General features: G+C 65.6%; 25 protein-coding genes and 1 pseudogene. 8 read left to right on the top strand and 18 right to left on the bottom strand.

Features of this window, described 5'->3' with window-relative positions; all coding sequences use genetic code 11:
• Position 1 precedes the first annotated feature (1 nt).
• The 6 genes from HV681_RS02220 (at position 2) to HV681_RS02195 (ending at position 4,782) form a co-directional block, all read left to right on the top strand.
• Positions 2–1,033 carry an ABC transporter ATP-binding protein gene (locus HV681_RS02220; RefSeq protein ID WP_175121507.1) on the top strand — a complete coding sequence of 344 codons (1,032 nt, stop codon included), beginning with the start codon at positions 2–4 and terminating at the stop codon, positions 1,031–1,033.
• A complete protein-coding gene (pxpB, locus tag HV681_RS02215; protein WP_175121506.1) occupies positions 1,033–1,797 on the top strand; it encodes a 5-oxoprolinase subunit PxpB in 765 nt (254 codons plus the stop codon). Before HV681_RS02220 ends, pxpB begins: the two co-directional genes overlap by 1 nt.
• Positions 1,794–2,795 carry a 5-oxoprolinase subunit C family protein gene (locus HV681_RS02210; protein ID WP_175121505.1) on the top strand — a complete coding sequence of 334 codons (1,002 nt, stop codon included), beginning with the start codon at positions 1,794–1,796 and terminating at the stop codon, positions 2,793–2,795. The genes pxpB and HV681_RS02210 overlap by 4 nt, the downstream gene beginning before the upstream one ends.
• Positions 2,796–2,800: 5 nt before the next feature.
• Positions 2,801–3,502 carry a GntR family transcriptional regulator gene (locus tag HV681_RS02205; RefSeq protein WP_175121504.1) on the top strand — a complete coding sequence of 234 codons (702 nt, stop codon included), beginning with the start codon at positions 2,801–2,803 and terminating at the stop codon, positions 3,500–3,502.
• 1 nt (position 3,503) lies between these two features.
• Positions 3,504–4,466, top strand: coding sequence for a 2-hydroxyacid dehydrogenase (locus tag HV681_RS02200; protein ID WP_254594866.1), 963 nt, complete (start codon positions 3,504–3,506; stop codon positions 4,464–4,466).
• 100 nt (positions 4,467–4,566) lie between these two features.
• Complete coding sequence (locus HV681_RS02195) at positions 4,567–4,782, top strand: hypothetical protein (protein ID WP_175121503.1); 216 nt, start codon at positions 4,567–4,569, stop codon at positions 4,780–4,782.
• Positions 4,783–4,959: 177 nt separating this feature from the next.
• On the opposite strand, the gene HV681_RS02190 is transcribed toward HV681_RS02195, so the two are convergent.
• From HV681_RS02190 to HV681_RS02155, 9 genes and pseudogenes are all read right to left on the bottom strand, one after another.
• On the bottom strand, positions 4,960–7,392 hold the full coding sequence (locus HV681_RS02190; protein WP_175121502.1) for a membrane-bound PQQ-dependent dehydrogenase, glucose/quinate/shikimate family: 2,433 nt from the start codon (positions 7,390–7,392) through the stop codon (positions 4,960–4,962).
• 135 nt (positions 7,393–7,527) lie between these two features.
• On the bottom strand, positions 7,528–8,109 hold the full coding sequence (ribA, locus tag HV681_RS02185; RefSeq protein WP_255595902.1) for a GTP cyclohydrolase II RibA: 582 nt from the start codon (positions 8,107–8,109) through the stop codon (positions 7,528–7,530).
• 130 nt (positions 8,110–8,239) lie between these two features.
• Positions 8,240–8,659, bottom strand: coding sequence for a YgiW/YdeI family stress tolerance OB fold protein (locus HV681_RS02180; protein WP_175121501.1), 420 nt, complete (start codon positions 8,657–8,659; stop codon positions 8,240–8,242).
• A gap of 108 nt (positions 8,660–8,767) precedes the next feature.
• Positions 8,768–10,183 (bottom strand): ATP-binding protein, encoded by a 1,416-nt coding sequence (locus HV681_RS02175; protein WP_175121500.1) that lies wholly within the window; start codon positions 10,181–10,183, stop codon positions 8,768–8,770.
• 1 nt (position 10,184) lies between these two features.
• The gene (locus tag HV681_RS02170; protein WP_175121499.1) at positions 10,185–10,841 is read right to left on the bottom strand and encodes a response regulator transcription factor; all 657 of its coding nucleotides are present in this window, start codon (positions 10,839–10,841) and stop codon (positions 10,185–10,187) included.
• Positions 10,842–10,894: 53 nt separating this feature from the next.
• Positions 10,895–11,038, bottom strand: a pseudogene (locus HV681_RS27780) (DUF4172 domain-containing protein); the annotation flags it as partial.
• A gap of 93 nt (positions 11,039–11,131) precedes the next feature.
• A complete protein-coding gene (locus tag HV681_RS02165; protein WP_175121498.1) occupies positions 11,132–11,629 on the bottom strand; it encodes an outer membrane lipoprotein in 498 nt (165 codons plus the stop codon).
• 40 nt (positions 11,630–11,669) lie between these two features.
• On the bottom strand, positions 11,670–12,104 hold the full coding sequence (locus tag HV681_RS02160) for a hypothetical protein (protein WP_175121497.1): 435 nt from the start codon (positions 12,102–12,104) through the stop codon (positions 11,670–11,672).
• Positions 12,105–12,181: 77 nt separating this feature from the next.
• On the bottom strand, positions 12,182–12,418 hold the full coding sequence (locus tag HV681_RS02155) for a LapA family protein (RefSeq protein WP_175121496.1): 237 nt from the start codon (positions 12,416–12,418) through the stop codon (positions 12,182–12,184).
• A gap of 268 nt (positions 12,419–12,686) precedes the next feature.
• Between HV681_RS02155 and HV681_RS02150 the strand changes: the two genes are divergently transcribed.
• Positions 12,687–13,409: a carbonic anhydrase family protein gene (locus tag HV681_RS02150; RefSeq protein WP_175121495.1), complete on the top strand. Its 723-nt coding sequence runs from the start codon at positions 12,687–12,689 to the stop codon at positions 13,407–13,409.
• Positions 13,410–13,479: 70 nt separating this feature from the next.
• Here HV681_RS02150 and HV681_RS02145 read toward each other — a convergent pair whose 3' ends face one another.
• Both HV681_RS02145 and HV681_RS02140 read right to left on the bottom strand, forming a co-directional pair.
• Positions 13,480–14,052, bottom strand: a complete 573-nt coding sequence (locus tag HV681_RS02145) for a class I SAM-dependent methyltransferase (protein WP_239213682.1) — start codon at positions 14,050–14,052, stop codon at positions 13,480–13,482.
• Positions 14,053–14,438: 386 nt separating this feature from the next.
• On the bottom strand, positions 14,439–15,878 hold the full coding sequence (locus HV681_RS02140) for an NAD-dependent succinate-semialdehyde dehydrogenase (protein WP_175121493.1): 1,440 nt from the start codon (positions 15,876–15,878) through the stop codon (positions 14,439–14,441).
• 214 nt (positions 15,879–16,092) lie between these two features.
• Between HV681_RS02140 and HV681_RS02135 the strand changes: the two genes are divergently transcribed.
• A complete protein-coding gene (locus HV681_RS02135; protein WP_175121492.1) occupies positions 16,093–16,374 on the top strand; it encodes a hypothetical protein in 282 nt (93 codons plus the stop codon).
• Positions 16,375–16,384: 10 nt separating this feature from the next.
• Here HV681_RS02135 and HV681_RS02130 read toward each other — a convergent pair whose 3' ends face one another.
• The 7 genes from HV681_RS02130 to HV681_RS02100 all read right to left on the bottom strand — a co-directional run bounded on the left by HV681_RS02130 (position 16,385) and on the right by HV681_RS02100 (position 22,874).
• A complete protein-coding gene (locus tag HV681_RS02130; protein WP_254594865.1) occupies positions 16,385–17,236 on the bottom strand; it encodes a symmetrical bis(5'-nucleosyl)-tetraphosphatase in 852 nt (283 codons plus the stop codon).
• Between the two features lie 194 nt (positions 17,237–17,430).
• Positions 17,431–17,670 (bottom strand): hypothetical protein, encoded by a 240-nt coding sequence (locus tag HV681_RS02125; protein WP_062839450.1) that lies wholly within the window; start codon positions 17,668–17,670, stop codon positions 17,431–17,433.
• 33 nt (positions 17,671–17,703) lie between these two features.
• A complete protein-coding gene (locus HV681_RS02120; RefSeq protein ID WP_224776810.1) occupies positions 17,704–18,249 on the bottom strand; it encodes a cytochrome b in 546 nt (181 codons plus the stop codon).
• A 132-nt stretch (positions 18,250–18,381) separates the two neighbouring features.
• Positions 18,382–21,117, bottom strand: a complete 2,736-nt coding sequence (gene ligD, locus HV681_RS02115) for a DNA ligase D (protein ID WP_175121490.1) — start codon at positions 21,115–21,117, stop codon at positions 18,382–18,384.
• A gap of 2 nt (positions 21,118–21,119) precedes the next feature.
• Positions 21,120–22,121, bottom strand: a complete 1,002-nt coding sequence (gene ku / locus HV681_RS02110; RefSeq protein WP_175121489.1) for a non-homologous end joining protein Ku — start codon at positions 22,119–22,121, stop codon at positions 21,120–21,122.
• 19 nt (positions 22,122–22,140) lie between these two features.
• Entirely contained in the window at positions 22,141–22,422 is a 282-nt protein-coding gene (locus HV681_RS02105; RefSeq protein ID WP_239213693.1) for a hypothetical protein, read from the bottom strand.
• A gap of 59 nt (positions 22,423–22,481) precedes the next feature.
• Positions 22,482–22,874, bottom strand: coding sequence for a PRC-barrel domain-containing protein (locus tag HV681_RS02100; protein WP_175121488.1), 393 nt, complete (start codon positions 22,872–22,874; stop codon positions 22,482–22,484).
• Positions 22,875–22,887 lie beyond the last annotated feature (13 nt).

Genomic DNA, 22,887 nt, shown 5'->3' with positions numbered 1-22,887 from the left:
CATGCATAACGCTAACGACATCCTCCCGCAACGCCCGCCGGAAAGCCAAGGAAAGCCGCTGACTCTCGCGGGCATCCACAAGCGCTATGGCGATTCAGTCGCCCTGCCCGAGGTCGACCTGGCCGTGGCCCGAGGCGAGTTCTGCACGCTGCTGGGCGCGTCCGGCTCTGGCAAGACCACGCTGCTCAAGATCATTGCCGGATTCGAACATCCGGATGCGGGCGTGGTGACGATCGGGGGACGCGACGTCACGCACACCCCAATCGCGGATCGCAACATCGGCATGGTGTTCCAGAACTACGCCCTCTTCCCTCACATGAGCGTGTTTGAAAACGTGGCGTTTGCGCTGCGCATGCGGCGCTTGAACGATGGAGACATCCGCCGCCGCGTGCTGGAAGCCCTGGATCTGGTGAGCCTCGCTCCGCTTCAGGACCGCAAGCCGGGTGCTCTGTCCGGCGGTCAGCAGCAGCGCGTCGCGCTGGCCCGCGCACTGGTGTTCAACCCGGACATCCTGTTGATGGATGAGCCGCTGGGCGCGCTGGACAAGAACCTGCGCCAGTCCATCCAGCTTCAATTGCGCCGGCTGCACCAGGAATTGGGGCTGACCGTCGTCTTTGTCACGCATGACCAGGAAGAGGCCATGAACCTGTCGGATCGCATCGTCATCCTGGAACAAGGCCGCATTGTCGAGGCCGGATCACCGGAGAGCCTGTACCGCACGCCGGCCAGCGCCTTCGTCGCGGGCTTCCTGGGCGAGTGCAATTTCCTGCCTGCCAACGACAGCGTGCTGGGCGTGCGACCTGAACATCTGCGCCTGGGCAGCCGACTGGCCGGCGGCGATCAGCGGCATCCGGGAAAAGTGGTGGCGTCGACCTTCTGCGGCGTGCACTGGAAGGTATTCATCGCAGCCTATGACAAGATCATCCTGGCCTATGCGCCGTTGAACGAGGACGCGGCTCAGCGCACGCCGGGCCAGGCCGTGACATGGGGTTTTCATCCGGCTGACGCCATGGAATTCGCCAACGCAGCATGATGACCGCCGCGCCAATCTCCACGCCATCCCCGGTGCCCCGCATCGTTCCTGCAGGTGACCGCACGCTGCTGATCGAGTTCGCCGACCGTATCGACGCCGACACGAACGCACAGGTGCTGGCGCTGGCGGACAAGCTGCGAAGCGCCTTGCGCAAGACTCGAGGCTTGTCGAGCGTGGTCCCCGCGTACCGCTCGCTGGCGGTGGGATTCGATCCGCTCCTGATTGGGCACGGCGCAGTGCGCGACCTGATCGCACGCAGCCTTGACGCCTGTGCTGGCGCGCCCATGCCCGTTCCACGCCGCTGGGAGGTTCCCGTCTGCTATGGCGGCGACCACGGGATGGACCTGCAGGCGCTCGCGGACCTACACCAGTTGGCCCCCGCGCAGCTCATCGCGCGCCACACGGCGCCCGTCTACCGGGTCTACATGGTAGGTTTCCTGCCCGGATTCGCGTATTTAGGGGGCCTCGATCCCCTGCTGCACACGCCCCGCCGCGCCATGCCCCGCGCGCACACGCCCGCGGGCAGCGTCAACATCGGCGGGCAGCAGACCGCCATCGCCTCGGTGCCCGGGCCCAGCGGATGGCACCTGATCGGCCGCACGCCCTGGCGCAGTTTTGATCTGCGCCATGCCCAGCCCTTCTTGTTCGAAGCTGGCGACGAGGTCGTGTTCACGCCAATCGACGCCGACGCGTTCGAACACTTGGCCGCCCAGCAGGACGATCCCGCCAGCCGTCCGCAGCCACAAAGGGAAGTCCGGCTATGAACGCCCGGCTACGCGTCGAAGCGCCCGGGATGCTGACCACGGTGCAGGACCTGGGCCGCGTGGGTTATGAACACATGGGCGTGCCGCCCTCGGGCGCCATGGATCCGGGTGCGCTGCGCATGGCCAACGCGCTTGTCGGCAACGCGCCCAACTCGGCAGCGCTCGAATTCACCGTGCTGGGCGGCCGGCTGAAGGTCCTGGACGCGGACTGCGCAATCGCTTTCGCCGGTACTGCCGCGCTGCATCTCGCCGCAACCGGCGCATTGCCTGCGCGCGCCCTGGCTCCTTGGCAGTCTCATCGTCTGCCAGCGGGGGCCACGTTGACGATCGGGCGCTTGGAACGCGGCGTTCGCGGGTATCTTGCTGTCAGTGGCGGCATTGCCGTCACGCCCGTCCTGGGCAGCGCGTCCACGCTCACGCGCGCCCGGCTTGGCGGCCTCAATGGGCGTGCGCTGGCTCGCGGCGACGTGCTCGACACGGGCGAAAGCCGCCGCCGTTCCCCCCGCCGCTGGCTGGCAACCGGCGACGCCGGCTGGTTTTACCGGGACGCGCCCGTCGGCATCGTGCTCGGCCCGCAGCAGGACCACTTTGCACCGGGTGAAATCGAACGCTTTCTTGGGGCCACGTATTGCCTGGCGCCTCAGTCTGACCGCATGGGCTTGCGCCTAGAAGGCCCGGCCATCGCGCATGCCAAGGGCGCCGACATCATCACTGACCCTATAGCGGCGGGCAGCATCCAGATTCCGGGCGCCGGGCAGCCCCTCATTGCCATGAACGACCGCCAGACCACCGGCGGGTACCCGAAGATCGCAACCGTGATCTCCGCCGACCTTCCCCGGCTCGCCCAGATGAGGCCGGGCCAGCGGGTGCGTTTCGAGCCGCTGGAACCGGCGCAGGCCGTGCAACGTTGGCGGGATTATTCGGATTGGATCCGCGACCGCGAAGCTGCGCTACGGGCCGATCCGAACTTTCCCATCTTCCCCCTACTCTTTCCCTGAACCACATGTCGATCACGCACGCCATGGAACCCTCCTCGCTCCAGCTTCGGCAGGCGGCCGCGGCCTCCCCCGCCGACGCGCGAGACCTGGTCGAAGAGGCCTATTCGACCATGCTGGACATGATCCAGCTCGGCAAATTGCCCATCAACCGGCCGCTGCAGGAGCGCACGCTCGCCAGCGCGCTAGGCGTATCGCGCACGCCGCTGCGCGAAGCGATGAGCCGGCTGATCGGCGCGGGCTTTGCGGTTCGCACCGCCCGCGGCCAACTGATCGTACCGGAACCGTCGCTACGCCAGTACCTGGAAATCTTCCAGATGCGCGTGTTACTGGAAGGCGATGCGGCCGCCGCGGCCGCGACCCGCATGCCCCCGGCTGAGGCTGCTGCCCTGCTCCAGCAGGTCGAAGAGATCCGGCGCCGGCAACACGCCACTCACGAAGAGAATCATCGTGTCGACAACCTGCTGCACGACAGCATCGCCCGGGCTAGCGGCAACCGGCTGATGGCGCAGGCCATCCACGACCTGCGCATCAAGGCGCGATGTTTTGACCAGAATGGCGCGCCGGAGCGGCTGATCCCTGGCTGCGACGAGCACATTGCCGTCCTGCAGGCTATTGTGAACCGCAATCCGGAAGCCGCGCGGGCTGCGATGCAAGCCCACTTGAGCAATGTGCGCGTCGGCCTGGTCGCACGGCACACCGAAATTTGATATGGATTCCACTTCCCGCATGTCTTCCCCAAAGCCTCTACTCATCATCATGAATCCGGTCACGCAGTCCGACCGCGACCAGATCGCCCGCCATTTCGAAGTCATCTTCACGCCGACGCCAGAGCAGTACGCGCAGGCCATTGCCGACCACGCCTCGCGCGTTGAGGTGGTGATGACCATCGGCGCCATTGGCTTGACGGCGGAGCAGATGGACGCCTTGCCCAATTTGAAGTTGGTGTATTCGATGGGCGCCGGTTACGAAAAAATCGACCTGAATCACGCCAGGCAGCGCGGCATCAAGGTCGCCAACGGGGCCGGCACCAACGACAGTTGTGTCGCCGACCACGCCATGGGCCTGATGATCGCGGTTATCCGTGGCATTCCGCGTCTGGACCAGCTTACGCGGCAAGGCGTGTGGCGCACCCAGCTGCCGCTGCCTCCCAACGTGTCTGGCAAGAAGCTGGGCATTGTCGGCCTTGGGGGAATCGGCGAAAAAGTGGCATTGCGGGCGCAGGCATTCGAAATGCAGATCGGATACCACAACCGCCGTCCACGCACGGGTTCGGCGCATCGCTACTTTTCAACGCTGGAAGAATTGGCGCAATGGTCTGACGTGCTGCTGGTCGCCATCCCCGGGGGCGACGCGACCTTCCACCTGATCGATGCTGGCGTCCTTTCGCATCTGGGAGCGAATGGATATCTGATCAACATCGCGCGCGGCAGCGTGGTGGACACCGCCGCTCTGGAATGCGCGCTGCGCGAGCAGACGATTGCGGGTGCTGCGCTGGATGTTTATGAAGGCGAACCGCAATTGCCTGTGGGCCTTGCTGATCTGCACAACGTGGTGTTGACGCCGCACGTTGCCGGGTGGTCGCCCGAGGCCATGCAGGCAATGGTGCAGATGTTCCTGGATAACACGGAACGTCTATACGCCGACGAGCCGCTGCTCACGCCATTGTGTTGACCCGCAGCAGTCCTGGCGCACTACCTTCTTTAGCTCTTCTTGGCTGTTCACTTTCGCCGGTAAGATTTTTCCTCCCTGTCGCAACATCGAGGCTCGGCATATGACCACAACCTACTTTGGGCTGCCCATCGTGAAAGACCGTCTGGTGCGCCTGGACGATATTCGCCGCCTTCCATTCTTCTCGTTCTGGGAGGAAAGCAGCCGGGGATCCGCGCTGTGTGAAGGCGATGACGGCGAGATGTTCGTGTACCTGCAGGACTGGGAGAGTTTCTCGGACCTGTTCATCAAGACCGGCAAGCATCGGCACAGCGGCTAAGCAGTATTACGGCGTCGCCGTCATCTGCCCGGCCTGCCTTGGCCATAATCAGCACGCGCCTCGTTAACAACCGGACCCAAACGCAACGAAGCCGCCCCGGAGGGCGGCTTCATGCTTTCAGGTGTGGTGGGCTGGGGCGTGGCTCACGCTGCCCTGCCCTTTACGCTACCGCACGGCTCAGACCTTGCCCGGCAACGCGTAGGCGATCACGTAATCACCACGATCAGGCGAGTTGCGGGCGCCGCCGGCCGAGATGACGATGTACTGCTTGCCATCGGCGGTCGACTTGTAGCTGATGGGAGTGCCCTGGCTGCCGACCGGCAGGCGGACCTTCCACACTTCCTTGCCCGTGCCGGCGTCATACGCGCGCAGGTAGTAGTCCTGCGTGGCGGCGATGAATACCAAGCCGCCCTGCGTGGCGAGCGTGCCGCCGATGGTGGGCATGCCGATCGGAATCGGCAGACCCAGCTTGACGCCGAAGGGACCGGTGTCCTGCACGGTGCCGACCGGCACCTGCCAGACCATCTTCTGCGTCTTCAGGTCCACGGCGGTCAGCGTACCGAACGGCGGCGCCTGGCACGGGATCTCCAGCGGCGACATGAAGCGCACCTTGGCGTTGATCGCGTAGGGCGTGCCCGACAGCGCCACGGGGCCCTGGATGGCGGCGGCTTCATTGCCGTCGCTCTTCTTGGCGTTGGCGCCGGCTTCGACCAATTGCACTTCCAGGCCGACGCGCATGTCATTGATGAACAGGTAGCCGTTCACCGGGTCGATCGAGATGCCGCCCCAGTTCATGCCGCCGAGCGAGCCGGGCAGGTTCAACGACGGATCCGTGCCAGGCGGCGTGAACAGGCCCGTGTAGCGCTTGGACTTGAAGTGGATGCGGCACAGCAGCTGATCGAACGGCGTGGCACCCCACATGTCCGATTCCTTCATGTCGTTCGCGCCGATCGAAGGCATGCCGACGGAGAACGGCTGGGTCGGCGAGTAGGTTTCGCCGGGGATGTTGCCGGCCGGCACCTTGCGTTCTTCGACGCGGGTGAGCGGCTTGCCGGTCTGACGATCCAGCACGAAGATCTGGCCGGCCTTGGTGCCGAACACCAGCGCGGGCACGGTCTTGCCGTCGACGGGGAAGTCGGCAAAGGACGGCTGCATCGGGACGTCGAAGTCCCACAGGTCGTCATGCACGGTCTGGTAGACCCACTTCTCGCGGCCGGTGCTGGCATCGACGGCCAGCACGGAAGCGCCGTACTTGCGGTCAAGCGCGGTGTGCTTCACGCCCCACAGGTCCACCGCGGCGCTGCCAACCGGCATGAAGACGGTGTTCGATTGGGCGTCATACGACATCGGCGCCCACACGTTCGGGGTCGAGCGTACGTAGGTCTGGCCGTCGGCGGGCGCGGCCTGGTCTTCCGGGTTGCCCGGATCGAAGGCCCAACGCAGCTCGCCGGTCACCACGTCGAACCCGCGTACCACGCCGCCAGGCATGTCGGTGCTGACGTTGTCCGCCACGCGGCCGCCGATGACGATGGTCGTGCCGGCCAGCGTCGGGGCCGAGGTCGGGTAATACTCGCCCTTGTCGGCGCCCTTGCCCATGCCGGCGCGCAGGTCCACGCGGCCTTGGTTGCCGAAGTCGGCGCAGAAGGCGCCGGTGTCGGCGTCCAGGGCGATCAGCTCGGGCGTCACGCTGTTCATCAGGATGCGGCGGCGGCAGGCGGCGCCGGCGGCGAGGCTCACGGCCTTGACCGGCGTCGCGCCTTCGACGGTCGGCTGCTCAAGCGGCGCATCGATATCGAAATAGGCCAGGCCGCGGCAACGCATCCACTTCTTCTGCTTGGCGTTGATCTCGACCTTCCAGAGTTCCTTACCCGTGGTGGCGTCCAGCGCAATCACGTTGTTGTGCGGGGTGCACAGGAACACGCGGTTGCCGATCTGCAGCGGGGTCTGCTGGTCTTCGGCGCCGCCGCCACCGGGGCTGACGGGGGTGTCGCCCGTGCGGTAGGTCCAGGCAACCTCAAGGTCCTTCACGTTGTCGCGCGTGATCTGGTCCAGCGCCGCAAAGCGGGTGCCGCCGGCGGTGTTGCCGTAGTGCGCCCAGTCCTTCTGTTCCTGGCCGGGTGCGACGGGCTTGAGCGCCAGGGTCTCGCCCTGCGACACGGGCGCGTGCGGCACGAACATGCCGGCCACGGTCGCGATAAAGGCCAGCGCCAGCACGGCGGCCGCAATGCGGGATGGCGCCGGGTTGGCGGGCAGCTTCTGTGCGCGGCGCAGCAACGGCTGCGACAGCGCGACCAGGATGCCGAAGCCCACGAACACCATCACGCGGGAGACGAGCGGCCAGAATTGCAGGCCCACGTCGATGACCGCCCAAATCGCGGTGCCGACCAGCGCCAGCGCGAAAAGCAGGCCGCCATTGGGGCGGCGGCGGGCGATCTGGATGCCGGACAGGGCAAGCACGACGCCGCACACCACGAAATACCAGCTTCCATTCAGGGCCACCAGGCGAGCGCCGTGGTAACCAAAAAAGAGCCCGGCGGCCAGAATGCACGCGCCCAGCACAAACAGCCACGCTTTTGCGAGCGCGGACAGGTCTTTATGTTGTTGATTCATAGGGAATTCCAAAACACGATACGGCCATGCAGCCGGCAATGCGGCCCATCGACCGGCCCAGAGTATAAGGGTTTGTCCTTACATTCGGGAAAAGCAAAGCCGCCCCGGGCGGGCGGCTAGCGGACTTGCGGGCCATCATTCCTCGGTCTGGCCGAGCTCGATCCGATGCTGCGTGCGCAGCGCCTTGGCCAGCAGATAGCCCTTGTTGTGCTCGTTCGGATAGACCCCCGTCAGGCGGCAACCGCTGACCCGGATGCCCATGCGTTCCAACTGCGTGCGCTTGTCAGGATTGTTGGTCAGCAGTTCCAGATCATCGACGCCCATCGCCCGCAGCATCTGCGCCGCCGGCGTGTAGTCGCGGTCGTCCAGGCCGTGGCCCAGTTCCAGATTGGCGGTGTAGGTGTCGTAGCCCAATTCCTGCAGCCGGTACGCGTCGATCTTGGAATACAGGCCGATGCCCCGCCCTTCCTGGCGCAGGTACAGCAGGTAGCCGCCCTCCTGGCTCATGAGGCGCAACGCTTCCTGCAGTTGCGGGCCGCAGTCGCAGCGCAACGATCCGAAGACGTCGCCGGTCATGCACTCGGAATGCAGGCGGACAAGCGGCTGCGGGCCGGGTTGCCCGAATTTGAGGGCGAGATGGTCGCGAGCGTCGGCCAGGCCGTGAAAGCTGTACGCCAACGCCTGTGCCTCGGAGCCGTCGGCAAGACGGATGGGCAACCGGACGGTGGCGCGGATGGTGGCTTCGGGCAGCTGGACCGCGGCGGGGGGCGTTACGGGGTTCACGACAAACAGGTACGGGTATCGACTTGAGGCCGACAGAATACCGTATGCGCCCGCCGCACGCTCTTTACATCACGCGGACGCTGTCCACATCGAATTCGACGTTGTTGCGATCGCGGTCCAGTTCGCCGCGCAGTTCGACCCGGGTCTTGTCGTCGATCTTCTGGCCGGCGGGGAAGTCGTCGTTGTCGATTTCGACGCGGATCTGACCCGTGCCGTCGTCAAAGGTGTAGTGATCGTCGCCGTCGTGCGAGACGATCCGGCCACGCAGGATGGCGTTCTGGTCATCGCGGCCGTTGGCCAGCAATTCCTTGACCGTGGTGACGGCCACCGTGCTGGGGCCGCTATAGCCCTGCGCCGCCGGCTTGCCGGTGCTGGGGCCCGTGTAGCCCTGCGCGTGCGCCACGCCTGCCACGGCGGCGCCGGCCAGCACAGTGCTGGCCAGGAAGGTGCGGATGAACGTGGAACGACGGGTAGTCTGGGTCATAGTGCAGCTCCTTGCGCGGATTGCGCTTCGTTGTTGAACATGGCGCCATTTGACGCCCCGAAGATGAAGCAGACCTTAGCTTTGGGCACGAATGCGACCGTGATGTTGTCACGCCTTCGTATCGATGGGCACAAGTAGCGTCACACCCAGCCCCCGACCGTCCAGCCCCGGCCCGAACTGCAATTGTCCGCGGTGCATGTCTGCCACGCGCGCGACGATGGACAGGCCCAGGCCATTTCCCGGCACATTGGTGCCCAGCACGCGATAGAAGCGCTGCGTCAAGCGCTCGAGATCGGCCGGGGCTACGCCCGGGCCGTCGTCCTTCACACTGAGCGCGACGTATTGACCCGCGCGTTCGGCGGCGACCCGCACCTGGCCGCCTTGGCGGCCGTACGACACCGCGTTGTGGATCAGGTTGCGCAAGGCGGTAAAGAGCGCATCGCGGTTGCCGGCCAGTGCCGTTTCGCGCGCATCGATCGTTATCGTAGTGCTCTGCGCCGCCGCCGTGGGCGCGCAGGCGTCGGCGGCGTCCTGCAGCAGGCTGGGCACATCAACGCGCTCGCGGGACATCGCATCGGCCGATTGCGGGTCCAGACGCGCCAGCTGCAGCAGGTTTTCGACGAGGCTGGTCGTGCGCATCATGTCGGCGCGCAGGCGCTGCAACTGGGCGGCAAGCGCCGGCGCCTGTTCAGCGGGATGGCTGCGTTGCAGCACCTGGATCCGCGACGCCAGCGCCGCGAGCGGCGTGCGCAGTTCGTGGGCGGCATCCGCGGTGAAGCGCCGCTCGGCTTCCAGCGCATGATCCAGCCGGCCCAGCAGACGGTTCAGCGCCGCCGTGATCGACTGGACTTCATACGCCCTGCTCTCCTCGGCCACGGGCGACAGGTCCTTTGGCGATTTGCCCTCGATGCCGCGCGTCATGCGCGCAAGCGGCTTGAGCAGCCGCCAGATCAGAAACCAGTTGATCAGCCCCAACAGGACCCACAGGCCGACCAGGGGCCAGGCCAGCGATTCGAGCATGTCCCAGATCAGATCGGTGCGTTCGTCCATCTCTTGACCGACCTGTGCCGAAAACCCCAGCGTGTCGTGATGGCGGACATACACGCGCCAGTCCTCGCCGTCGGCGCGCACGTCGTAATAGCGGTCGCCGCGCCGCTCGGGGTCCACGAACGGCCGCTTGGGCGCGTCTTCGCCGCGCAGCAGCACTTCTCCCGTGCGCGACACCAATTGGTAGTCCAGCCGCAACGCGGGTTGCGTGTCCGCCGGGGAGCGCTCGCCAGCCACGCGGCCGATGCTGCCTTCGCCCAGCGCCAGCACCAGCCGCGCGCCCTCTTCCAGCCAGTCGTCGTAGGCGTCGTTGACCTCCTTGCGAGCGATGGTCAGCACGATGAGGGTGCTGACCAGTCCGACCAGGATGCTGGAACCGAGTGTCGTGCCGATCAGGCGCCGCCGCAGCGAATAGCCGCGCGGGGACTTCGACGCGGCGTTGGATGGAGTCCTGGATGTCTTCTTGCGCCAGCGCATGTCAGTCGGCCAGGCGATAACCCTGGCGCCGCACCGTCTTGATAAGGTCGGCCGCCAGCTTGCGCCGCAGGTTGTAGATGTGCACTTCGATCGTATTGCTTTCGACTTCGTCGCCCCAGCCGTACAGGGCTTCTTCGAGTTGCGCGCGGGACACGATGTGGCCGGGATGGCGGATGAGCGCGTGCAGGATGGCGAACTCCCGCGCCGTCAGCTCCACTTGCGCGCCGTGGTAACGGACCTGCTTGGCGGCCACGTCGAGCGAGACACCGCCGTGTTCCAGCGCCGGCGCGGCGTTGCCGTCGCGGCGGCGCAAGGCGGCGCGGATGCGGGCGGACAGCTCCTCCAGATCGAACGGTTTGACCAGATAGTCGTCCGCACCCAGATCAAGGCCTTCGATGCGGTCGGGGACCGCGTCGCGCGCGGTGATCATGATGGCCGGCACGTTGTCGCGCCGCGCGCGCAACCGCCGAAGCAGGTCGTCACCCGTCATGCCGGGCAGCCCGCGGTCGATCAGCACGCAGTGATAGTCGTGCGTGGCAAGCGCGGTCTCGGCAAGATCGCCGCGCGTGACGCGGTCGACGACGTAGCCGTCCAGCTCCAGCCACGATTCGATCGACTCGCCCAGGGATACATCGTCTTCGGCCAGTAGGATACGCATGCGCTGACTATACGCGACAGGATGAAGCGAATCTTAAGCCTGGCGGCGGGACGTCAATCCGGTAGTTCGTAGCTCGTGCTGCGTCCGCCCGCGGCCGCTTTGCGGAGCATGTTCCGATTCAGGAGATCGGTGATGTCCCGCAGTGCCGTATCGGGCGAACATTTGGCGATGGCGGCCCATTTGGTGGCGGTCAGCTTCGAGCGGCTTATTCTCCGCAAAATTTGCGGAGAATAAGCCACCTAATCTCCGCATCCAGCGGCAATCACGGTATGAAACGCACTACATCGTCGTCAAATCCCGCCCACGCGGCTCACGCCGCCCTGCGTCACGATCTGAACGCGTTGGCCGGTCGAAATCGGCACGTCTGCTTCCTGCGTGATGACGCGCACGTCGCCCGAATCCAGGCGCACGGTGATTTCCAGCCCTGCCCGGCGGGCGCTGGCGTTTTCGATGGCGTTGCCTGCCATGGCGCCGCCAACCGCGCCGCCGACGGTGGTGATACGGCGCCCCGAACCGCCGCCCACGGCGCTGCCCGTCACGGCGCCCAGCGCGCCGCCGGCGATGACGCCCAGGCCCGAGGTCTGGGCGGCCTGGATGGTGACGGGCCGCACGCCGATGACGTAGCCCAGGGTGACGGTCTGGGCGCGTTGCGCCTGGTCGAAGGTGTAGACGCGGGACGACGCGGACGGGTTGGCGCAACCGGCAAGGACGGTTGCCAGGCCAAGAATGCCGCTTGCGGCGATAAGGGTCAGGGGGCGACGCGGGGCGGCCTGCTGAGGCTTTTGCATGGTGGGTTCTCCGGAACGGCGCAATGGGGAATGCCGAGGCCTAGCGCGGCTGCGCCGGCGTGGGTGCGGGCGCGGCCGCTGCTGGCGGCTGGGCGCTCGTGCGCATGAACTTCCCATTCGCATCGAAACCGCCTATCGCGCGGCCATTGAAGAACACGACGCGCCGCGCGGTCCACTGCGGCTGCTCGGGGCCTGGCTGATCGTAGCCGGCGACTTCGAAGTCGTACTGCCAGGCGGACACCGGTTTGCCGTCCTCCGCTATGACCGTGGTCTTTTTCACGGATTCCGCGTACCCCTTGTCGCGATAACTGACATACCGGGTCGGCGGCATGGTGTCGCGCAGCGACGACATGTACTGGTACAGGTCGTCATCGCTGGGCGGCGTGCCGTACTTTGCCAGGTCGTTCTTCGTTGCGACCGTGCCGGCGCAGCCGGCCAGCACGCACGTGGTCAGGACAAGGAATAGCCTTTTCATCGGGATTGCTCCTAAGTACGCGTTCGCGCCCTGACTGCGGGCGCACGGCGGCAAGCCGGGTGGCGCTCGGGGAATCGTCAGGGGGTAGGCCCGGCGGGACGGCCGGTTGCCCCTCGGAAGGCGGAACGCAGCAGGCTGAGCAGAAAGCCGCCTGTGAGCATGCCTAGGATATAGACGCCGATGACGAGAACCGACGCCGGCAAAGTGAAGGTGGAGGTCCAGAGCGTCAGCGTGACGGATTCGAAGTTCTGGATCTTGAACGACAAAACCATTGCCGTGAGCAACACGATCAATACGATGTACAGGTAACGCATGAGGCACCTTTCGTATTCGTTGTCGAACCGCCCCGAAGCCACCCTGGGGCCCGTCGTGCGAAAAACTATGCCACTCATCCGGCGCGAAAACAAGAAAAACAGGGCCGCGTGAAGGCGCCATTGTTCACCGCCGCAAACAGGAACAGAATGTCTCTCGCCGCAAAAACGGCATGTGTGGCCGGCCCATCATCGAATAGCCGCGTCCCGCGGTCTATCGTTATGGGCTGCTTATTGGGGTCACCTCATGGAAGCGATCAAGGATTGTTGCATGGCTGGGCACCCTCTGGACCTGGGACGGCGCGGCTGGTTGAAGGCCAGCGTTGGTGCGGCGGCGATGGCTGGCCTGGCGTTTGCGCCCGGCGACGCGCCAGCCGCATCACTCACGCAGGCGCAGCGCGACGCGATGACGCCGGACCAGGTGATTGACATGATGAAACGGGGCAATGCGCGCTTTCGGGCGGGCAAGCCTCAGAAGCACGACTATCTTGCGCAGAAGCGTTCCAGCGCCCTTGGCCAGTTTCCCGCGGCGGTGATCCTGAGCTGCATCGACTCGCGCGCCCCCGCCGAGATCATCCTGGACACGGGCATCGGCGAAACCTTCAACGGGCGCATCGCCGGCAACATCTCCAACAACGATCTGCTGGGCAGCATGGAGTTCGCCTGCGCGGCGGCGGGCGCCAAGGTGATCCTGGTGATGGGGCATACCGCCTGCGGCGCCGTGGCCGGGGCGATCGATAACGTTCAGCTTGGCCATCTGACCGCCCTGCTGGACGTCATCAAGCCGGCAGTCGAGGCGACGAAGTACACGGGAGACCGAAACGGTAAAAATGGCCAGTTCGTGGACGCCGTGGCGCGGACGAATGTGCTGCACACCGTCGAGGCCATCCGCAAGAACAGCCCGATTCTGGCCGGGCTGGAAAAGGAAGGGAAGATCAAGATCGTCGGGTCGATGTACGACCTGAGCAACGGCATGCTGACCTTCCTGGCATAGCGGACCCCGCCCGAAAACGGCACGTCGGGCGCGCAAACCGATCCTCGATCGCGGCGCGCCCGCTCTGCCCTCAGGGCAACCGGCTCAGGCTGTATACCGAGGCCGGCGGCAGGTTCATCGGAACAAAGCGCACCCGCCGCGCGTACAGGCCGCAATCCTCAAGCACCCGTGCCGAGATCGGGCACTTCACGCCATAGGTGAAAAAGTGCATGGACCCGCCCGGCGGCATCGCCTCGAACACGGCGGTCAGCAGCTTATGGTGATGCGCGCCGCTCATGTTCCGTAGTGGCAGACCGCAGATGGCCGCGCTGATGCCGTGAAGCTCCGGATGACTGTCCCGGGACAGCTCCTGCGCCGGCACCTGCAGGACGGCTGCCTCCGGGAACTGGCTGCGCAGGCTGGAACTCATTTCGGAGTCCTGCTCCACCAGGACCAGGCTGGACGGCGCAATCCCCTTGCGCAGCATCTCCCGGGTGAAGACGCCGGTTCCGCAGCCCAGTTCGAGGACCTTACCGGCTCGGGGCTGGATCGATTCCGTGATGGCGGCGGCCAGTGCCGCGCTCGAAGGGGCCACTGCCCCGACCGCCGCCGGGTTGGACAGCAGCGCCTTGACGAACTGCTTGCGTTCCTTCAGCCAGTTCATGGCCGGGCCAGCGTGGGACTTGTGCCGGGCAAGGGTCTTGAGGGGCGGCATGGAAAACATCGAAACGTCTATCTCCGGGGCGTCATGGTCAGGGAGACCTTACCTGCGGGCGGCGGGCGCGACCGGCAACGGTGCGTAAGCGACCCTGTCAAATGAAGAACGGCGAAAGGTTCGAAAGATCGCAACGCCCGAGGCGCCGGATGGTGCACCGCCGATTCTGCGGCATGCGGGCGACCGCGCCAATCGCCCAGACGAAAGACATCCAAAGGATGGCCGCCGACAAGAAATCCGGCTCAAAACCTGAATCAACGGCACAAATGAAAAGGCCGTAACCGGTTGTGTTCCGGATACGGCCTGTTTCTAGTCAGGCGGGGTCTGACGCGGGCTTAGACGCCCACGACCGAGACGGCCTTGGTGACCAGGTACGCCTCGAGCGCCTCGGGACCACCCTCGGAACCGTAGCCGGAATCCTTCACGCCGCCGAACGGCAGCTCAGCCGAAGGCGTCGCGGGCTGGTTGACCCAGAGCATGCCCACTTCAAGGCGGCGCGACAGCTCGTGCACCGTCTTGATCGAGCGGGTGAAACCATAGGCGGCCAGGCCGAACGGCAGGCGGTTGGCTTCGCGGATGGCTTCGTCCAGATTTTCGAAGCTGCGGATGGCCGCGATGGGACCAAACGGCTCTTCGTTGAAAATATCGGCCTCGAGCGGCACGTCGGTCAGGATGGTCGGCGCAAAGAAATTGCCCGCGCTGCCCACGCGCTGACCGCCGGTGGCCACGCGCGCGCCCTTTTCGGCCGCGTTCTTGACGATCTTGTCCATGGCGGCCAGACGGCGGTCGTTGGCCAGCGGGCCGAGCGTCGTGCCTTCGGTCAGGCCGTCGCCCAACTTGAGCTTTTCGGCATGGGCCACGAAAGCCTGTTCAAAGGCGGCCTTGACGTTCTTGTGCACCAGGAAGCGGGTCGGCGAGATGCAGACCTGACCGGCATTGCGGAACTTGGCGCCGCCCGACGCCTTGACCGCCAGTTCGACATCGGCGTCTTCCGCCACGATCACCGGGGCGTGACCGCCCAGCTCCATCGTGACGCGCTTCATGTGGCGGCCGGCCAATGCGGCCAGTTCCTTGCCGACCGGCGTGGAACCCGTGAAGGTGACCTTGCGGATGATCGGGTGCGGGATCAGGTAGCTGGAAATCTCGGCCGGCGAGCCAAACACCAGACCCAGAACGCCCTTCGGGATGCCGGCGTCGACAAAGCAGTTGAGCAGCGCGGCCGGCGAGGCCGGGGTTTCCTCAGGCGCCTTCACCAGGAAGGAGCAGCCCGTGGCAAGCGCGGCGCCCAGCTTGCGAACGATCTGGTTGACCGGGAAGTTCCACGGCGTGAACGCGGCGACAGGGCCGACCGGTTCCTTGATGACCAATTGCTGGGCGGCGGGATTGCGCGACGGCACGATGCGGCCGTAGACGCGCAGCGCTTCGTTGGCGAACCAGTCGATGATGTCCGCGCCGGCCAGCACTTCGCCACGCGCTTCGGCGAGCGGCTTGCCCTGTTCCTGCGTCAGCAGGCGTGCCACGTCGTCCGCGCGCTCGCGCAGCAGGACGGCGGCCTTGCGCATGACCGCGCAACGCTCGTGGGCGGAGGTATCGCGCCACGTCTCGAAGCCGCGTTGCGCTGCCGCCAGCGCAGCGTCCAGGTCCTCGCGGGAGGCGCTGGCCACCTGGCCAATCTTCTGGCCGGTGGCGGGATTGACGACGTCGATGCGCGCGCCGCCGCGGGCCTCGCGCCATTCGTTGTCGATCAGGAGAAGAGTATCTGGGTAACCGTTCATGAATGCTCCGTGGTTGAAATGCGGCCGTCACGTGTCAGTCGATTCGGGCAAGCGCGGCGAAAAACGCCCGGCGCCTGCCGTATCGTAAGTGTTTTGGGCAGGAGACGGGAAGTGGGCTGTGATCGGACCGTCCGGCTGACGGGCAAGGGTTGGGCACGCTGCTTGCTGTAGGGGTTTCGCCTTTCGTTACCCAACCCCATTGCGGAGGCTTCCCATGAGCTCACCGGAACCCGTTCTGACGCCGACTCCCGCCGGCACCCGCCTTGTCTCCCTGGGCATTGCGCCCGTTGCCCGCACCGCGGACGCCGTGGCCCGCCCGGGCTTCAGCCCCAAAGCCGCCAATGAAGAAGTCCTGCCGTCGCCGCAATCGGCCCTGCCCGCAGACGCTGACGCGCCGGCGCGCGTGCCGCTGAGCGCCTGGCTGTCGCTGGCGTTCTACGCCATCGGCACGGCGCTGCTCTTAAGCTTGGGCGTGGCTTACCGTCTGTTCGCGTGACCGGCTGCGGTCAGGCAACCTGGGCGAGCGCCTCGCGCGCCACCTGTACCAGTTTTCGGTCGGAAAGACGATAGGCCGTCAGCGGCCCGCCCGTCACACAGCCCGTGTCCAGGCACACGGCGTCCGACCGCACCAGCAGGCCCAGCGTCGCCCAGTGGCCGAACACGATGGTCTTGTCGGCGCCCGCGCGTCGCGGCAGGTTGTACCAAGGCAGGGTCTCGCGGGGCCAGCGCCCCGGCGCGGACTTGGCGCCGGGCGCCAACGCCCCGTTGCGAGTGCATAGGCGCATGCGGGTGAACGCGCTGACGATGAAGCGCAGACGCAGTTGCGTTTCCAGCTTGGCGTTCCAGGCGAGCGGCGCTGCTCCCAAGAGGGTTCGCATGTGACGGCGCCAGTCATTGTCCCGAAGCATGGCCTCGACCTCCCCGGCGTGCGCCATGGCTTGCAGCACGTCCCAACCGGGATACAGCCCCGCGTGCACCAGGACGTGACGGTCCTGCACATGGATCAGGGGCTGCGCGCGCAGCCAGTCGAGCAGGACATCTGCATCCGGCGCGTCGAACAGGTCGTTGAGGGTGTCGCGGGCGTCCGGCCGCACACATCCCGCTGCGACCCCCAGGGCGCGCAGATCGTGATTGCCAAGCACCACCGTGGCGCGGTCGCCCAGGGACATGACCCGGCGCAGCGTCTCCGCGTTTTCGGGCCCCCGATTGACGAGGTCGCCGACGAACCAGAATCTGCAGTTGGGGTCGCCCGCGATCTCCGGACTGGCCAGCAGTGCGTCCAGCGACTGACAACAGCCATGCACGTCGCCGATCGCCCAGATGGCGGGCCGTGGTGCTTCGGTTGCGTCGTCCGCCAAAGGCGAATCGTCGGCAAAGGCCGCTGCTGGGGTGATGGAATGTCGGCGGATTGGCTGTCTTACCCGTCTGCGTAGCATGTTCTGTCCTTCTCGCTGGCCATTTCCTGGCACGAATCAATGGTTTCGTGCCGGCAGGACAGCAAGCTCCATGCCCATGTAAATATTTGCATCCGGGAACTAACCCTCCTTCGGGACTAACCCTCCTTCTTACGGCGCCCCCAAACGGACTCCTGCCGATAGGAATCCGCCTGGCACAGCGTGCGGTAGAACATGGCGCCGGCGCCGATAAAGTTGCCCAATTCCTTTTCAGACAGCTTGGGCGCGACGCCTTCCAGGTATCCCGCGTAGATGGATAGCACCCGGTCCCACTCGTCCAGACGGGGTGCGGGTGCGGAAACTGAGATCATCAGTGCCAAGAGCTCATCGCGCTGCATGATTCCCTCCTGTGACCGCCGCCGCGCCGGCCGTCATCCCTTGGTCATGTGAGTCAAGACCCGCCGTCCATCCGCCCTGCGGTGCACGAAGGCCATCGTGATGTGGCCCACGGCCAGCGCCAGCAACGTCCAGCCCAACAGCCCATGCCAGGCGTTGCCAAGTTCGACCAGGGCTTCGATCTCCTGGTCGCGGGGGCTGAAGATCTGGATGCCGAAGGCAGAATATCCCCTGCCCCGCCCGTAGGCGCGCAACAGCGCCAGCGTGGGGATGGCGATCATCATCAGGTACAGGACAAGATGCCCGAAGCCCGCCAGCAGGCCGCTGTCCGGCCGTTTGCCCCAGTTGGCGATGGCCCAGGCGCCGCGTACAAGCACCAGGATCAGCAGCAACAGGCCAAGCGAGGTATGCGAGGCCCAGAAGAAATCCTCGATCGGGGTGTCCGGCAGAAACTGCCGCGACGCCGCGCTGGTGAACTGCCACGCCAGCAGCACGGCCATGAGCCAATGCAGGACGCGGCTGACGATTCCATACCCGTCCGGGTGGTCCATCACGCTTGAGGCGGCGACGCGGGGTGGCATAGGGAGGCTCCTTCGGAGATCCATGCTGCGCAAGGGAAAACCTGCTCCGGGCATTGTGCCAACGCGCCCGGCGCGGAATGCAACCAATTGCAATGGCGGCTGGCCGGCAGGACGGCTGTGGACGCGTTCTGATCATGGTTCGAACTCCATCGCCGACATGGCGGCCGTCAGCGACTGCGGCGCGTAGTCGTCCCAAGGCGTGTTGCCCGCATCCAGCCGGGAATGCACGTCCTGAATGGTCCAGTGCGCGCCGCTGGTGAGCTTGTCCAGCTCGTCCCACGTCACCGGCACCGAAATGCCCAGACCGGGCCGCGCCCGCGCGGACCACGCGCATACCGTCGTCGCCCCAAACCCGTTGCGCAGGTAATCCGCAAAGATCTTGCCGACGCGGTTCTTCGGGCCGCTCTTGGCGACGAAGAGTTGCGGCAGCGTCCGGGCCAGGTGCTGCACGATCGCCTGGGAAAACCGCTTTACCGTGTCCCAGTCGTATTGCTTGCGTAGCGGCACAACCACGTGCAGCCCTTTGCCGCCGCTGGTCTTCAGCCAGGCCTGAAGGCCGATCTCCTGCAGCAGCACGCGCACCAGATTGGCGGCCTGTTGCATGGTCGGCCATGGCACGCCCTCGCCCGGGTCCAGGTCGAACATCATGCGGTCCGGTTTGTCGATGGACGTCTTGACGGCGTTCCAGGTGTGGAATTCGACGACGTTCATCTGCACGGCGGACATGATGGCCTCTGCGGTCGGGACTTCGAGCAGCGGCGGATGATCCGGATCGAGCTTGGCGGGCAACGGTTTGACGCCGGGCATCGCGGCTTCCAGATGCTTCTGGAAGAAGAATTCGCCCTGGATGCCGGCGGGCGCGCGCAGAAATGACACGGGCCGGCCCTTCAGATGCTCCAGCATCAGCGGCGCGATCAGGCCGTAATAGCGCGCGAGATCCAGCTTGGTGAGCTTGGTGGACGGGTCGATGACCCGGTCCGGATTGGTGAGCTTGCCGCCCTTGGCGCGGCTGGTTTTGCCGCCGGGCGCGGCTTTGGCATCGGAGTCGGGTGTGGGCGCCTTTGAAGATGCCTTGGAAGACGTGCCGGCAAATGCCGTGGCCGATCTGGCTGCGGATCTGGCCGCAGGCGCCGCCTTCGAAGCGGATTTCCTGTTGCCCTTGTCGCCGTCTACGTCCTCGACCGGCACCGCCTTCTCCCGGGAAATCGCCTTCACCGGCTTGTCCTGCCGCAGGCCCCGGAATACGGAATGACGGATGTGGCCGCCGCTCGTCCATTCGCCGAACGACACTTCGGCGATCAGTTCGGGTTTGACCCAGCGAACGCCACCCGCTGCGGGCGCATTCGTGACCGGCTTCTTGTCCGTCTCGATGGCCGCCAAGCGCTTTTGCAGGGACACCAGACTTGCGTCGTCGAACCCCGTGCCAACCTTGCCGGCATAACGCAGGCTGCCGTCCTGCTCGGTGACCGCGAGCAGCAGCGCGCCCAGCCCGGCCCGGCTGCCCTTGGGCGCCGTGTAGCCGACGATCGCAAACTCCTGACGCCGGGCGCACTTGACCTTGACCCAGGTGTCGCTGCGCCGGGACACGTACGGGGACGACAGGCGCTTGGCCATGATGCCCTCGAGCCCCATCCTGCACGCGGTTGCCACCAGATCTGACGGCGCGGCCTCAAGGGCCTCGCTGAATCGCAGCTGGTCGTCTTCGGCGGCGTCCATCAGTTGCTGCAACAGCGCCCGCCGCACGCCCAGCGGCTCCTGGCGCAGGTCCCGCATCCCGATGAACGGCAGATCGAAGGCGTAGAACACGATGTCCTGTGTCCGATCGTTGTCGAAGGCGTTTTGCAGCGACTGGAAGTTCGGAATGCCTTCGCGATCCAGCATCACGATTTCGCCGTCGATCCACGCCCATTTGGCGGGCAATGCGCGCATGGCCTCGACCAGATGCGGCATCTTGGCGCTCCAGTCGTGGCCGTTGCGCGTAAACAGCCGCACATCGTCGCCTTCGATCCGGACGACGAGCCGGTAGCCGTCGAATTTCATCTCGTACAGCCAGTCCGGCGCATGCTGAGGCACGCCGTCCACCAGCGTGGCGAGCTGGGGTTTCAGTTGCGCGGGCAAGTCGGCGGCTACACCGGGCAACGCGGACTGATCGTCGGCGGTGTTGTCGTCCTGATCCTGGGATTGGTCGTCAGCCGCCGCCTCCGCGGGAGCTTTGGATTTGGCGCGGGATTTCGCTGCGGGAGGCGACGTCTTGGCTGCGGAATTCGGCTTGGCTGTCGCCTCGCCGCCCTTGCCTGCCGGCTTGGCCTTCGCAGATTTGCGCAGTGGCACCACGCTATCCGGCATTTCGTCCACCACACTGAATTCCCGCTCGGGCCGCGCGAAATCGTCTCGGTCCTTGATAAGCAGCCAGGGCGGCTGCTTCTCCGACTCTTTGCCCTTCAGCCGGATCAGCGCCCAGCGGCCCTGCATCTTCACGCCCTGCAAGTCGAACTTCAGGTGGCCGTCGCGATAGCCCTTGCGCGGATCGCCCACCGGCATCCACTTGCCTTCGTCCCAGATGATGACCTTGCCGGCGCCGTACTGCCCTTCGGGAATCTGCCCCTCGAACTGGTTGTAGGCAATGGGGTGATCCTCGACCTGGACCGCCATGCGCTTGACCGCCGGGTCGTAGCAAGGCCCCTTGGGCACCGCCCAGCTCTTCATGGCCCCGTCCAGTTCCAGACGGAAGTCGTAGTGCAGCCGGCTGGCCCAGTGCTTCTGGATGACGAAGGCGCGGGCATCCTCGTTGGCCTCGCCACCCTCGGCGGGTTCCGACGTGATCTCGAAGTTGCGCTTTTCGCGGTACTTCTTCAGCGTGTCAGCCATGGTCAGGCCGCCTTGCGCGTTTTGCTCGTTGTCTTGCCGGTGTTCTTGTCACTCGACTTGCTGGCGGTTTTACCCGTCGCCTTGCTCGCCGACTTGCTGGCCGTCTTGCTTGCGCTCTTGGCCGACTTGGCCGCCGTCTTCTTGGCCGGCACCTTGGCTGCCTTTTTGTCATCGCCTTCGTCGGACTTGGCCGCCTTGGACCCGCCCTTGCCCCCCTTCAGGCTGCGCTGCAGCAGCTCGGTCAGGTCAATGACGTTGTCCGCATACGCGGGCGACGCTTCCTGCGGCTCGATGACGGTTTCGGTCTCGCCGGCGCGCGCCTTCTGCTCCACCAGCTCCATCACGGCGGCCTTGAACTCGTCCTTGTACTGTTCGGGATCCCATTCGCCGGACATGTCGTCGACCAGCATCTTCGCCATCTTCATCTCGCTGGCGCTGGGCGTCATGTTCTTGGCGCCGGCCTTGGGCAGATCCAGCCCTTCCACCGACTTCACCTCGTCGCCCCAGCGCATCAAGTTCAGCACCAGCGCGTCGCCTGACGGAATCAGCGCCGCCAGGTGCTGCTTGGTCTGGATCACGACCTTGGCGATGCCGATCTTTCCTGTCTTGACCAGCGTGTCCCGGAGCAAGGCGTACACCTTGTGGCCCTTGTTGATGGGCGCGACGTAGTAGGGTCGCTCCAGATAAACAAACGACACGCCCCCGGCGTCCACGAACTGCTGGATCTCGATGGTCTGCGTGGTGCGAGGATAGGCCTCGGCTATCTCCTCGGGCGACACGATGACGTATTTGCCGTCCTCGTACGCCACGCCCTTCACGATGTTGTCCTTGTCGATTTCCTTGCCGGTGCGCTTGTTGATGCGCTTGTAACCAACCGGGTCCATCGAGCGCTTGTCCAGCCAGTCGAAGTCCACGCCGGACTCCGTCGTGGCCGTGTGCAGGCCCACGGGAATGTGGACCAGCCCGAAGGAAATCGCTCCTTTCCATATCGTTCTTGCTGCCATGACGGTCTCCTGCGCGTGATCAGCCCAGGCGCTTGACGATGCGGGCGACGCGGGCAATACCGCCCGTCCCGCTTGCCGCCCGGCCGATCAAGGCGGTCCCGGCGGCGGTGACCAGGGTGCGCCGCAACAGCGTGCGGCTGCGCATGCCGGACAACATCAGCAGCACGCCCACGCCAAACACGATGATGTGTTCGCCTGGAAAATCCGGCCTGCGGGCGTCGATGTCCTTGATCTGCGCAACCAATGAAGAACGCGAGGGCGATTCGTAACGGCGGGGTTCGTCGACGGGTTCGATCTGCATGTGGCCTCCTGCGGGCGTGGATCAGGCATGGGGTGCGGAGCGTGCTGCCCCGCGCCGGTTTACTTGGCGTACTTGAATTCGGGCAGCGCCTTGAGCGTGTCCTTCGTAGCGTCCGGCAGCTGGAACTGGTCGCCGGCGACCTGCATCTTCGACAGCGGAACCGTCACAAGATGATTGCCGACGCCAAGCAGCCCGCCCACCGACAACACCGCATACGGCGCCCAATCGGGCGGGCCGAGGATCAGATCATCCACGGTGCCGATCTTTTCCTTCTTGCCGTTGTAGACGGTCGCTCCGATGATCTTCGAGGCGCGGTAGCCGGCCTCGACCTTGGCGACATCGACTCGCACTTCGGTCACGGACTGCGGCGCACCCTGCGCCCAGCCGGTGGACACGGCGCCAGCGGCGCCCAGCATCGCAACCACGCCCAGCATTGCAGTCTTTACGATCATGATCGGATCTCCT

Origin of the sequence: Achromobacter animicus (assembly GCF_902859585.1) — a bacterium.
GTDB classification, from domain to species: Bacteria; Pseudomonadota; Gammaproteobacteria; order Burkholderiales; family Burkholderiaceae_B; genus Achromobacter; species Achromobacter animicus.
The sequence above is the reverse complement of the archived record's forward strand: the minus strand, read 5'-3'. Positions and strand labels throughout refer to the sequence as shown.